Genomic DNA, 13,419 nt, shown 5'->3' with positions numbered 1-13,419 from the left:
TCAACCCGATGAAACCCCGTCAAGCTATTCCGATCGCAAATGACTTTTTTTGTGATGGTCATTTTTATGTGTTGACCTCGTCAAGTTTAGGCGGGAGTAACCTGACACCCGCAGAACTGAGCAACACTCTGGCGATCGCCGATGAAGCCGCGATAGTAGATTTACTGCGGCGGGGAGTTTGTATCCCTCTATTTTTTGATGGCGACTGTGCCCTAGATGGTCAGACGCTATTTGTGTTAGGGGATTTAACTGAGCAAGAAGAACGGGACTGGATTGGATATTTTGCCTGGAAGCTTAATATTCCTTGCGGCAAGTTGGTCTTGCTGTGTGGCGGCGGTGATGCAGACGAATTAGCAACCGCGATATCGGGCGAGCCACCTCCCCCCAATTACCGGATTTTTCAAGTCATCGAAGTGCCACCGTCCGAGTATCGGGTTGAGATTTATGCGTATTTATCCAGCATGACAGTGCAGCTATCGCTTGAAGATTATGATGAAAACTGGAATTTGATAGAAAACGAGGCGTTGCAGCAGTGGTATCAGATTAACCGTCCGGGATTACCAGACATCAGTTACATCATCCGGCTGACGCCGCTAACCGTTGAACCCCCGCTGCCCAAACTGGTAGAAGAAATGGGCTGGTGTGGAGAATTTGAGTTTCGCCACCCCGATTTTTAGATCGATAGCGCAACGCGATTAGATTGATTACAGGTGTTGAGAGAGAGCCGCGCGGAGCGCGGCTCTCTCTCAACACCATGTCTTTCACACCCTTGAAAATTGCTATGTTCCAGAAGATTCTATTCCAGAGATAGAGTCAGATGATTTGGATGCCACCCCACTCCACCACATTTAGTGTAGATCGGCGATCGCATCGTCCTGAGATCATGCCATAATAAATCGGCAGTCGTTTGACATGTATGCAATGGTTCAGGCTCCTCAAATTTCTCAGACGCTCAATAGTTCGGAACTGAACGGCTTAACGAATGGTGCTGTGAATGGCTCCACGACCAACGGCTCCACAACCAATGGCTCCACAACCAATGGCTCCACAACCAACGGTGTCTATCCTCAGTTTGCACAAGATCTAGGGCAGGATATTGATCTGAATTTTGATCTGCCTGATCCGGAAGACGACCAGATTTCAGACTATGACTTTGGGCAACAGGTCGATCGGGCATGGCAGGTCTGCGATCGCTTTGATTTGCAAACCGATATTTGGCGAGGACGCATTCTCAGAACGGTGCGCGATCGCGAGAAACAGGGTGGAGATGGACGGGGCACGGGATTTCTTAAATGGCTGCAAGATCGAGAGATTAGCAAAAGCCAGGCCTATTCACTGATGGAACTCGCCAATAGTGCTGACACGTTGCTAGAGGGCGGGTTTCTCGAACCGGAAGACGTCAATCAATTTAGCAAACGTGCGTTTGTAGAAACGGCACAGGCTTCTCCAGAAGTGCAGCAACTGGTGAGTGAAGCGGCTCATCGGGGTGATAAGATTACGCGGCGGGAAGTTCGCCAACTGTCGGATGAGTGGACGGCGATGACCTCCGATCTGATCCCGGAAGCGGTGAAGGAAAAGGCAGCCAATAGCACGATTCCAACGCGGTACCTGGCTCCGCTGGTGCGAGAGATGGAAAAATTGCCTGAATCGCATCAAGTCGCCCTGAAGCAAGAAGTTACCGAAAACCCTGATTTAGAAACCCTCAAGCAGGTGACGGCTGAAGCACGCTATCTTGCCAAATATCTCAGCGCTGCCGCCCAGGTGCAAACCCTCAACCGAGATGCATCACTTGACTTAGAACAAGCTCTAGAAGAAGCGTTGCGGGTTGGATGTCTGAATGCAACGGCAGATCTCGTCAGTCAGGCTTCGCAGTTAGAACAAACGATCGCCAAACTTTATACCACCTGGAAGCGTCTCACCAGCTTGTCAGAACGGGTTTACCTGGATAGCGGAGCCAGCACCCCTCATTTGCGATCGCTCCTAGATAACCTCAGCCCATTGTCAGGTGACGTGTTGGAATTGCAATTGGGTGATCCCGATGGCGGCAGTTTTTCCCGGACTATTCGTCTGAAAATTCTTCCCGATATCGAGTAAGAGATCGGCTCTTGAATCAGATTCTAGTGTTGCAAACACTAAATTTTGCAACATGGGGGTTTGGGGACTGCGCCCCCAAGAGGGGGTAAAACCCCCTCCACCCCCTCTAAAACTTTTAAGTTGGTGTACTAGTTTTCGTGGGGTGCGGCTTCGCCGCGCCACACAAAAGCCGGGTATTGCCGGTTTTGGGTATGAATTTGCCGGTGAAACCGAAGGTTTCACCGGCAAATTCATACCCGGATGCAGCCATGCCCAAAACTAAATCTTTCCTTCGTGAATATTTTAATTGCCAAATTGGGTAAGGTATATAACGGTCGTCTGACATACAGGCGATCGCCATTTTTTGGTATTGCTGATTTTGAGGATGAATTAGACCGTGCAACCAAAGGGTTCACAGTCTAATTCATCCCGATATTAAGCCATGCCCCAATTTCTATATCTGCTTCAGTTCAGGGTTTAAGCATCTGGTTCAGTTGACTCAACCCTGATAAGGAGCCAAATATGCGCCCACAGCCCGTACAAGCCTTAGCGAACCTGCAAGGAGAAGTAGAGTTTCGTAAAAAACTAGCCGTGCAGCACGTCACTGGAGACGTATTGATTCCGGGTTATTACACCAAACCAGAGCACGATCAACTGTTGCGGCAACGCATGGCAGCCACGACTCAACACCTGCAACACTTGCGTGAGCAACAGGTTAGGCTTTCCCCCTTTATCGAGCTAGGTGCCGAACGTTGCCAGCGATCGCTTGTTTTAGTCAACGACTTTCAGGCTCAAGGGTTTGCGGTCGATATTTCGTTTCATCAACTCCGAGCCGCAGAGCATTTTGCGACCCAGTTTGGCAAACCCAAACTGCCTTATCGAGTGTGCTGTGATGTCAATCAGCTACCGTTTCGCAGTCAATCGTTCCCCTTTGTTTGCTGCTACCAATTTTTGCATCATTTTCCTGCACTATCACCCATCATCCAGCAGATTCATCGCATTTTGGCAGATGGATACTTCTTTTTTGCCGACGAACCGTTCAAAACCCCCAAATTCAATCTATACAAACGTGCCAGTCGGGTTGCTTCACCCTTCTGGAGGCAAGTATGGATGATGCAATTGATTGAACGATTCATTTCTGAAGAAGCTTGTGTCGAACGGCAATATAACATTATCGAAAAGGACGATATTACCATCTCAGAGTGGCTTGATGCTCTGGCTTTATTTGATGCTAAAACCCTTCATCTATCGAGTCTTCAGCAACGCATTCAATCAAAACTTGGCGATCGCCTTGCCGTAACCAATCTACTTAATTTGCTGTTGGGTGGAGAGATTTGGGGCACCTGCCAGAAGCGATCGCAGCAATCCATCAATCTTGATTCACTCCCTCTGATGCATGAGGGTGAAATTCAGGATTTCACCCAGTTTTTAGTCTGTCCCAATTGCGCCAGCACAGATCCAACCATTCGCGATCGCCCCACGACGTTGATTGAAACAGTGAATCAACTCAATTGCACAACCTGCGGTTCTCGCTATCCCGTTGTAGAAGGTGTGTTGATGCTGTTGCCCACCCCCCTGTTTCAAACCCTTTACCCTGAGAAGCAGTGTTAATTTCTGCATGAATGTGAGAGGTGCACCCCGAAGGGGTGCACCTCTCACAACCCATGAGGGATTGATATATGATTCAAAGGTAACTTGCTGTTGTGGCTCCATGTCTAATTCTTCGCTGAACTCTGCTGATGCGACGCTAAAAGCGTTGCAAACGTTAATTGAGGTGGTATCCAAATTGCGATCGCCTGAGGGTGGGTGTCCGTGGGATCTGGCTCAAACGCCTGAAACCTTGATTCCCTATGTGCTGGAAGAAGCCTATGAAGTCACTGATGCAATTCGCCAGGGTGATCCAGAGGCGATCGCTGATGAACTGGGAGATTTGCTATTGCAGGTGGTATTACAAACCCAGATTGCCAGTGAATCCGGTCAGTTTGACCTGGCAACCGTAGCCGAAAAAATTTCGACCAAACTGATCCGTCGTCATCCCCACGTTTTTGGTGATGTGGTTGTGGCAACGGTGGAGGAAGTTCACCAAAACTGGGAGCGAATTAAAGCCACTGAAGCGCAAAGTACCGATCCAGACACTACATTATCCGAACAGCTTCATCGCTATGCTCGCAGTTTGCCACCCCTAACCGCCGGTATGAAAATTTCTAAAAAAGCAGCGGCAGCAGGGTTTGAATGGGAAGATGCTGCCGGGGTTTGGGCAAAGTTCGATGAAGAATTAGCCGAGTTTCAGCACGCTTTAGCAGCAGAAGGAGCCGCTGAACAACAATCAGAATTGGGTGATGTATTGTTCACCTTAATCAATATTGCTCGGTGGTATCAGCTCGACCCGGTTGAAGCATTGAGCGGCACCAATCAACGGTTTGTGCAACGTTTGCGATTGATGGAAACAGTGGCAGATCGGCCCTTGACCGACTACACCCTGGCAGAGTTAGAGACGCTCTGGCAACAAGCAAAAGCTACATTGGCTGCACCTAAAGAATAAGGGCGATCGCCAAATTACCTGCCAGATCAGACGGGGCAAAATGCCAGGATTCCACCCCTAGCCGGTAGCGTACCCCCTACCCTGGCTTTTATTCTAATGGTATGTAGCCCATTGCCTTTCATCCCAGATTTAGTAGTACCGCCTGACTTGACCGCCCACTGCGAGGAAATAGAGATGACATCAGCAGAGATCCAGACCCACCCCGTTCACATTACCAATGGCGACTTGCAGATCGATGCGTATCTGGCACAGCCCGCCGCCACCGGGGTTTTTCCAGGAATTGTTGTGATTCAAGAAATTTTTGGGGTCAATGCTCATATCCGAGATGTCACCGAACGCCTTGCCAAAGCGGGTTATGTAGCGATCGCCCCTGCCATTTATCAACGCCTTGCTCCTGGCTTCGAAGCCGGGTATACACCAGAGGATATTAAGCTGGGACGGCAATACAAAGAACAAACTCGGGTAGATGAACTCTTGAGCGACGTGCAAGCCACGATCGACTACTTGAAAACCTTGCCGAATGTAAAACCGGATGGCATAGGCGCGATCGGGTTTTGTTTTGGTGGGCATGTGGTTTACCTGACAGCCACCTTACCGGATATCAAAGCCACCGCTTCTTTCTATGGCGCTGGAATTGTCAACTGGGCACCCGGTGGTGGCGACCCCACTATTACTTATACTCCCGATATTAAAGGTACTATATACGCCTTCTTTGGGGCACAAGATGCCAGCATTCCGCCAGAACACGTCAGTCAGATTGAAGCCGAACTGCAAAAAAATCAGATTCCTCACCGGATTTTTTCCTATCCAGAGGCTGAGCATGGTTTCTTTTGCGACCAGCGTGCCAGTTATACTGCCAATGCGGCTGCCGATGCCTGGATGCAAGTTCAGGTGCTATTTCAGACCACTTTATAACTTGATAGCGGTTCAATACAGAAATGGGGTTGTGGGGCGCTCCGCGCCCCACAACCCCATTTCTGTATTGAACCGCTCAGTGCACTGCCAAGATCTGGCTCAGCTCTGTCCATCTTGTTACCCAAAATGTAACAGTTCCATCTATTTAAATTGTCAGCAGACATAATAGCAGCACTCGCTTGTATTTGCGGAGTGCAGCCGATGCTATTGAACGATGCCCGAAGCTACCAAATTCTCTTCCTTGCCTTATTTTTGGTCATGGGGGTGGCAACCCGAGATTGGACTCTGAAGCCAGGAATGGTCGTCGTAGCGATCGCCACTTGCCTGATCACTCAGGGGATAGCCATTCAGTTTCAGAGGTGGTGGTCTAGTCGGGGACAGCGTGCGGCAGCGGCAGAGAGTAAGGTAGCGGCGGAGCCAATCTGCGATCGCCAACCGTCCCCCGATCAGCATGAATCTACGCGCTCATCCTTCATTCCTACGCTCCCATCCCTCATTCCTACAATTCAATCTCTCATCCCCAATGTCCTCAGTCCCCTGATCACCAGCTTAGGCATGAGCCTGTTGCTGCGCGCCGATCATTACAGCACGATGATGCTGGCAACGGCCTGTGCGATTTTGAGTAAGTTTTTATTGCGGGTGCAGGGCAAGCACATCTTCAATCCAGGGAATTTCGGGATTATTGTGGCATTGACCCTCACCTCAGATGCCTGGGTATCGCCCGGTCAGTGGGGTGAAGACGGTTGGTATGCGTTGATCTTCCTGGGGGCTGGAGGATTGGTATTGAACCGAGTCGGACGATGGGATACTACCGCTGCTTTTCTGGGTAGCTATGCCCTCTTAGAAGCTGCCCGAAATCTGTGGTTGGGCTGGACCTGGGATGTCTGGTTACACCGGCTGATGAGCGGCTCCTTATTATTATTTGCCCTATTTATGATTACCGACCCCCGCACCATCCCCAATGCCCGCATTGCGCGATTGCTATGGGCAGGTGCGATCGCTCTACTCACCTTCATTTTGCGCAATTACTTTTTCCTGTCTACAGCTGTTTTTTGGGCACTCTTCGCCCTGGCACCGCTGACAATTTTACTCGACTACCTGTGGAAAGCCCCCCGCTTTAACTGGAGTGACGTTTTCCCCAAATCAAGTACTTCAGAAGCATCTACCCAAACCAGTGCGATCGCCCACCCCTAAAAGAGTTTTCACACCCGATCACCCCGGAAGTTTCTGCAAAGCGAAGCGCGATCGCTGGCTCATCTACCATCCCTTGCGGAGGGGGTTTGGGGGACGTGCTTCGTCCCCCAATCGGGGGTTTGGGGGACGAGTCCCCCAAAAAACCTTAGCGACTAGCATTCTTTTTAATCGGAGCCATCCATGAACCCTCTATTATTACTCCAACCCTTAAAACCAACTATCCGTTTTCTGACGGCACTGATATTAATTTTACTCACCTGCTTTGGGGCTGCCTCGCCCGCCTGGAGCTTTTGCGGTTTCTACGTTGCCAAAGCCGACGCCAACCTGTATAACCAGGCATCTCAAGTGGCGATCGCCCGTCGTGGTGACCATACCGTGCTAACCATGGCAAACGACTACCAGGGCGACATCAAAGACTTTGCCATCGTGGTTCCGGTGCCCGTCGTCTTAGAAGAAGACCAGGTCGAAGTCAGTAACCCCCAGATTATCGAACGCCTCGACGCCTTTAGCGCCCCGCGCCTGGTCGAGTACTTTGACGAAGACCCTTGTATGCCCATGTTTTACGACCGAGGCATGGTTCCCGCCCCATCAGCCGCAAACGAAGCTGCCGCTGGCAGAGTCGGATCTGACGATGCTCTAGGAGTCACAGTTGAATCACAATTTACGGTCGGTGAATACGACATTTTGATTTTGAGTGCTAGAGAATCAAGCGGCTTAGAAACCTGGCTGATTCAAAATGGTTATCGCCTGCCACGGGGTACGCGACGCCTCCTGCGGCCCTACATCCGGCAAAATATGAAATTCTTCGTTGCCAAAGTCAATTTAGAAGAATTTGCATCCTCCGGCTATCAATCCTTGCGTCCGCTAAAAATGACCTTTGATTCACCCCGGTTTATGCTACCCATTCGGTTAGGCATGGTGAATGCCCAGCAGGCACAAGATTTGATTGTCTATATCTTGTCGCCCGAAGGGCAAGCCGAAGTGACCAACTACCGCACCGTCAAAATTCCCACGGACGCAGAAGTTCCACTGTTTGTAAAAGACGAATTTAGTAACTTTTACAAAGATATGTTTGCTACTGCCTATAACCGCGAAGGGCAAAACGTTGCCTTTATGGAATATGCCTGGAATATGGCAGGGTGTGACCCCTGCTCGGCAGAACCATTGAACCCAGATGAATTGCGGCAAGCCGGTGTTTTTTGGCAAAACCCCAATGAATACCAAAATGTATTTCTCACCCGCTTGCATGTCCGCTATACCCGCGACAAGTTTCCGGAAGACTTGATGTTCCATCAAACGGGCAACCAGGAATCCTTTCAAGGTCGGTATGTGATGCGCCATCCGTTTACCGGCGAGGCAAATTGTTCAGCAGGACGGCAGTATCGGCGATCGCTGCGGCAACGGTTTGAACAAGAAGCCCAAACCCTGGCACGGTTAACCGGGTGGAATATTCAAGACATTCGCAACCGACTGCCGCGATTGCCCCAACTGCAAAGCCAATGGCTACCCACCTGGGAACGATTCTGGAATGCGATCGCCCCATAAACCGCGATCGCTCTATATAGCGATTTTCAATCGCTTACAACCCGGTTATTTTTGTGAGAGCCACGCTCTGCATGGCTCTCACAAAAATAACTATGGCTTACTCAAGCGCAAGACGCTGTAATTTGAACAGATTTAAGCGTTGCTGATTTAGAGGATGAAGTTGAACGTGAAACCGAAGGTTTCACGTTCAACTTCATCCAGATATTAAATGATGTCGGAAAGATTTAAGTTTTCGTGCGTATTGCGTACGAAAACTTTGTTTTTTATCCCATCCTAGTGATTTCAGCTTAGATCTTCCCGTACTTTGTCGGATGAAAGAGCCTGAAAAAATGGGAAAGATGATAACTAGAGCGATCCTACAGCCGTTGCAAATGTTCCCATCCAGGGAAATACAGGGACATCTTCGCCAAATCGATTACATTTCAATCGCTGGATTCATTACGTTTCAGGGATAAGCACTCGCCATTCAGCATCATGGGTTAAGCAAATAGGATTGCTTTATTTTTAAACCCTAAACCTATCCCTAAATCGTTGGTTTGACCTATGCCAGCCGAAGCTTCAGCTTTCATCACAATGAATAACAGCTCAGGTACCGTCAAAATTCTTAGATCTCGTAGTCAGTATCAATGCTGTCATATTAAAGTGTCCGATACGCTGCAACAGTTACCCGCTGTTGTGGTCGAAGGAGCTTGCTATAGCTTCTTTAAAGTTGAGTTTGATGAACACCATGCTTTAAACGTCGCGGCAAAGCTGAGTTTGGCAGGCGATCGCGTGATTGTGACGCAAGCACCAAAGTGCTTTGTTATTTGGGTGTTTGAACCCGATGCAAAACCAACCCGATTGCTGCGGCAAACCAAATCGATGCGGACAGTACCCAACAGCAAGGCGTATAGAATCGTTGTTTCAACCGACAACTATCAAAATTGCCGGGTCAATGTTCCCGATTTAGCCAAACCCATCGCGGCGATCGCCTATGAAGGAAAGTACTATAGCCTGTTTAAGATGGTCGAAGATATTCAACACGCGACCCAACTGATTCGGCGACTGCGCTATCGGGGCGATGAAACAGTGATTACCAAAACGTCGAACGGATACGCAATCTGGTTGGTTGAACCCGACGCCCAATTAGTTTAGATCACCGATCAATCAATCTGTCCTTCTGTTTGAGAGGGCGACGGCAGAGCCGTCGCCCTCTCAGGCTTGCTCAGTTTAATGATTTGCCAGAATCTACCACTTCTCGTACTCGATAAATCGGTCTCCCTTGAGATTCGTGATAAGTTCGCATTGACATTTCTGCCAATAGCCCAAAGCTAAACAGTTGTACACCTGTGAGGAACAGCACCACCGATAAAATTAACAGTGGGCGATCGCCAATACTTTGCCCCAACCCCAGTTTCAAAAACGTGAGATATAGCCCCAAACCTAACCCCAGCAATAGCGCCAGTAGACCAAGTAAGCCAAAGACATGCATCGGTCGGGTGAGAAATTTTTTCATAAACGAGATGGTAAATAAATCCATCAACACCCGTAACGTCCGCCCCAACCCATACTTGCTTTGTCCATACTGACGGGCATGGTGACGTACAGGCACTTCCGTAATCCGGGCACCTTCGATAAAAGCTAACGCTGGCAAAAACCGATGCAATTCACCATACAAATTCAGATCTGCGACTAATTCAGAGCGATAGGCTTTTAACGAGCAGCCATAGTCGTGTAACCGAATTCCTGTTACCTGACCAATCAACCAATTGGCAATTTTAGAGGGCAACAATCGCGTCAGGGCGGCATCTTGCCGATCTTGCCGCCAACCGCTGACCAAATCGTAGCCTTGATTGAGCTTGTCTACCAGCATCGGAATATCGGCTGGATCGTTTTGCAAATCCCCATCCAGCGTGATCATGACCTGACCGATCGCATATTTAAACCCAGCCGCGATCGCCGCTGTTTGTCCGTAATTGCGGCGCAAAATCACAACCCGCAGATCCGATCGCTCATGGGCTAACTGTTGCAGTAATTCCGTTGAACCATCGGTCGAACCATCATCCACACAGACCATTTCATAGGTCAGTGGGGTAGGGCTGAGTGCCTCTGCAATGCGTCCAATCAGATGGGGAATGCTTTCCACTTCATTATGAATCGGCACAATCACGGAGATCTCCGGTTGAGAGGTGGAAACGAATTGTGCTTGATACCCTTCTGGAGACGTTGAGATACCCATGATTACCCTTAACCCTGTCTGAGCCGTAATAAGAAGCGTTGATAGTTGGTTCAAAACATCAACGTTCCGGATAGGCTCCAAGGTGCGCTATCCGGTTTTAGACCTGATTTGAAAATCATACAACCAGGCAACCCCCGCACCAACTGATTCGGCTAAGACACTAATCAGGCGATAGAAGGCAACGGCTCCCAGAACCAAAGCAACCGGAAATGATGAATTGAGCAGTGCCAGCATCGTTGCTTCAAACACACCCAACCCACCCGGTGCGCCGGGAATCACCAATCCGAGCAACCAGGCAAAACTAAAGGCACTAAAAACGGACGGAATCTGGGCTAGAGGGATCGGATGGATCGCCGTAAAAGCAATGAGAAAGCCTGCACCGCGCAAACTGACAAATCCCAATTCTCCCAAGAGAGGGATGAGGGGATAATGGCGAATGCGAACGCTAGACGCATCTTCTGCTGAAGAATTTGCCAGTTTTGCCTTCGCCTTGCCCAGATAATGCACTGCCCGATTCAACACCTGAGGATGAACCAGGAGCAAAATTAAACCCAGGCTGAATAATTGCAGCAGCAGATTAGTCGGTTGGTTACTCACCAGAGCGATGAATAAGGCAGCGGTTGCCATTAACAGGGGTTCTAAAACAACACTGAGGATGGCAACTGTTAGCGGAATGCCCGCCGCCTTCGCTGCCCAGATTCGACCATAAAAATGCCACACATTGCCGGGAAGATACTTGGCAATATTGGTTTTGAGGTAAACCCGAATGCTCCAGCCAATGCTGACCTGGGGTTGGTCAAACAACCGCAGTAGCCAACTCCAGACTAACCCCGTCCAGACATGCGCCAAAATCGTCACCAGCAAAGCGATCGCCAATAACAACCAACCCTGTGCTTCAATGCGGATCGTGGCAACTTCGTGCCAGTGATCTTTCAGCGCTTTCGCTAAGAAAAACAGCGTTCCCCCCAAAATCACCCAGCGCAAATAAGGCTTGAGCCTCTTGACAAGATTCTGGAGTGGCGCGGTTTTAGCTTGCATCAACTTGAAACAACTAGAAGGTCTTCCCTATTCTCTACGAAGATGCGTCTGACAGCATGGCTTAATCGGCGTTGCTGAATGGAGCGATATAGCAACCGTCTTGACGGTTGCTATATCGCTCCACTCGGACGGGATTCGGGGGCTGTGCCCCCGAACCCCTGCCCTAACCAGCCCTTTGGCTGCCATATGAGATTGGGCGCGAGTGTCCTTGCGGAGTATTGAAGACTCAATAGGGCAGGTATTGGTTGAGAGCCTCGCGAGGCGAGGCTCTCAACCAATACCTGCCCTGTAGCCAATTTAAATGGGGTTTAAATGGGGACTAATATTTTTGTTTTTTAGGGAAATAAACGCTGAATGTGCTGCCTTTGCCCAACTCAGACTCAACCTTGATGACACCTTTGTGTTTTTCAACAATACGCCGCGATAGGTGTAGCCCCAGACCACTGCCCGCGCGTCTGTGCTTGCCCTGGCGAAATCGTTCGAACAGCTTTTGCTGATCTTCGGTGCTGATGCCTGCCCCCGTATCGTGCACCTTTAGCACCACCCAATTGGGTGGTGCCGTACTGGTTTCTTCAAGGGATGGATCTGAGCATTCGCTGATATACAGGGTGATATTACCGTTGTCTGTGAATTTAATCGCATTGCCCACCAAGTTGGTAAAAACACGCCGTAGTTCCAGGCGATCGCCTTCTACGACAGCAAAGGTTTTATTAGAGGTTTCTAAAAAGTCAATATCAATTCGCAGAGTCAGTTCTTTTTCGTCAATTAACGGTTTCAGTTCTTGAACCACTTCTTCCACAATTTCTACCAAATTGCAGGGTGAAAACGTCAGCGTTTTTTGACCTGCCTCATACCGTTGTACCTCCAGCAAGGTATTGACCATTTGCAACAAATGGGTATTGCTGCGAATCATGGTGGTAATGGCGTCTTTCATGGGCTCTGGAATTTCACCAAATGCCTCTTGCTGAAATAAATTTAGCATTCGGTCGGCAGCCACTAGCGGGGTGCGCAGATCGTGGGTCAGACGCGAGACAAAGTCTTGACGCTGACGTGACATCTCTTCTTGCTCATCAATGCTGTGTTTGAGCCGCAAGAGCGATCGCAGACGTGCCAATAACTCATCGGGATCAAACGGCTTCCGCACGAAGTCGTCGGCTCCCGCATCCAGTCCTTCGACCACACTAGACCGTTCATGAGCCGTAATCAGCAAGATTGGGATGTAGGGTAAATCTGGGTTGCTGCGAATTCGGCGAGCCACTTCATAGCCATCCATCTCCGGCATCATTACATCCAGCAGGATCAAATCGGGCGGCGATCGCTTTACCTGTTTTAGGGCAGCAAAGCCATCTGACGCCAGACTGATTTCATACCCTTCGTCTTCTAAAATTGCTTTTACTAAAAAAAGATTATCAGGGGTGTCATCCACAGCCAGGATGCGGTCAATCCTCGAAGGTTCCACAAGAGACATGGCTTAATTTAGCTCAATATACTGCATGGTTTCTCTAGGCTTGCCTTGATGCGTTATTCCACTGCACTGGCTTAGGTGGGGCAGCCCACTAAACCGTCGCTCAAGAGACCAATGACCGTTCAACGTCGAACCATTTAGTATATCTTGTCAGAGATTAAGGTCAGAACTCAGGGATATGGGAATTTCACCTTAACGTGAGGGGGCAAATCACATCTATCCTTCATTGCCAAGCCTACCTTCGCGGCGTTGCTAACGGTGGGGTAAACTCTAAAATTTACACCGACAAATCAGCAATGCCATCTTTACTGAGAAAGAGTAGTTCGGAGAAGCTCAGATATTGTCTTAATACTAATTCTCTCAAATTCCACTACAAACCTTGAAAGCAGGAAGATAGAAGACATAGCCTTCTTGGAGAGTTCTCTGAAG

Annotated in this window: 13 protein-coding genes; 10 read left to right on the top strand and 3 right to left on the bottom strand. The window is 49.3% G+C overall.

All coding sequences use genetic code 11. The annotated features are described in order from the left end of the window. The first annotated feature begins 8 nt into the window (after positions 1-8). From ACR6Z4_RS18275 to ACR6Z4_RS18230, 10 genes are all read left to right on the top strand, one after another. Entirely contained in the window at positions 9-677 is a 669-nt protein-coding gene (locus tag ACR6Z4_RS18275; protein WP_479718741.1) for a hypothetical protein, read from the top strand. Between the two features lie 244 nt (positions 678-921). Beyond that, a complete protein-coding gene (locus tag ACR6Z4_RS18270; protein ID WP_479718740.1) occupies positions 922-2,094 on the top strand; it encodes a hypothetical protein in 1,173 nt (390 codons plus the stop codon). A 273-nt stretch (positions 2,095-2,367) separates the two neighbouring features. Further along, a complete protein-coding gene (locus tag ACR6Z4_RS18265; RefSeq protein ID WP_479718739.1) occupies positions 2,368-2,496 on the top strand; it encodes a hypothetical protein in 129 nt (42 codons plus the stop codon). Between the two features lie 99 nt (positions 2,497-2,595). Then, positions 2,596-3,684 carry a methyltransferase domain-containing protein gene (locus ACR6Z4_RS18260; protein WP_479718738.1) on the top strand — a complete coding sequence of 363 codons (1,089 nt, stop codon included), beginning with the start codon at positions 2,596-2,598 and terminating at the stop codon, positions 3,682-3,684. Between the two features lie 100 nt (positions 3,685-3,784). Next, entirely contained in the window at positions 3,785-4,615 is an 831-nt protein-coding gene (gene mazG / locus ACR6Z4_RS18255; protein ID WP_479718737.1) for a nucleoside triphosphate pyrophosphohydrolase, read from the top strand. Between the two features lie 174 nt (positions 4,616-4,789). Then, the gene (locus tag ACR6Z4_RS18250; RefSeq protein WP_479718736.1) at positions 4,790-5,530 is read left to right on the top strand and encodes a dienelactone hydrolase family protein; all 741 of its coding nucleotides are present in this window, start codon (positions 4,790-4,792) and stop codon (positions 5,528-5,530) included. Between the two features lie 201 nt (positions 5,531-5,731). Further along, positions 5,732-6,724 carry an RnfABCDGE type electron transport complex subunit D gene (locus ACR6Z4_RS18245; protein ID WP_479718735.1) on the top strand — a complete coding sequence of 331 codons (993 nt, stop codon included), beginning with the start codon at positions 5,732-5,734 and terminating at the stop codon, positions 6,722-6,724. 180 nt (positions 6,725-6,904) lie between these two features. Next, positions 6,905-8,269 (top strand): DUF2330 domain-containing protein, encoded by a 1,365-nt coding sequence (locus tag ACR6Z4_RS18240; protein ID WP_479718734.1) that lies wholly within the window; start codon positions 6,905-6,907, stop codon positions 8,267-8,269. After that, a complete protein-coding gene (locus tag ACR6Z4_RS18235) occupies positions 8,253-8,390 on the top strand; it encodes a hypothetical protein (RefSeq protein ID WP_479718733.1) in 138 nt (45 codons plus the stop codon). The genes ACR6Z4_RS18240 and ACR6Z4_RS18235 overlap by 17 nt, the downstream gene beginning before the upstream one ends. A 452-nt stretch (positions 8,391-8,842) precedes the next feature. Next, entirely contained in the window at positions 8,843-9,403 is a 561-nt protein-coding gene (locus ACR6Z4_RS18230; RefSeq protein ID WP_479718732.1) for a hypothetical protein, read from the top strand. Positions 9,404-9,473: 70 nt separating this feature from the next. Here ACR6Z4_RS18230 and ACR6Z4_RS18225 read toward each other — a convergent pair whose 3' ends face one another. From ACR6Z4_RS18225 to ACR6Z4_RS18215, 3 genes are all read right to left on the bottom strand, one after another. Next, positions 9,474-10,487 (bottom strand): glycosyltransferase family 2 protein, encoded by a 1,014-nt coding sequence (locus tag ACR6Z4_RS18225; RefSeq protein ID WP_479718731.1) that lies wholly within the window; start codon positions 10,485-10,487, stop codon positions 9,474-9,476. A gap of 87 nt (positions 10,488-10,574) precedes the next feature. Continuing rightward, positions 10,575-11,525: a UPF0104 family protein gene (locus ACR6Z4_RS18220; RefSeq protein ID WP_479718730.1), complete on the bottom strand. Its 951-nt coding sequence runs from the start codon at positions 11,523-11,525 to the stop codon at positions 10,575-10,577. A 319-nt stretch (positions 11,526-11,844) separates the two neighbouring features. Continuing rightward, positions 11,845-12,993: a sensor histidine kinase gene (locus tag ACR6Z4_RS18215; protein ID WP_479718729.1), complete on the bottom strand. Its 1,149-nt coding sequence runs from the start codon at positions 12,991-12,993 to the stop codon at positions 11,845-11,847. Between the last annotated feature and the right edge of the window lie 426 nt (positions 12,994-13,419).

The sequence above is a fragment of the Calyptranema fuscum S582 genome, assembly GCF_055793305.1.
The sequence above is the reverse complement of the archived record's forward strand: the minus strand, read 5'-3'. Positions and strand labels throughout refer to the sequence as shown.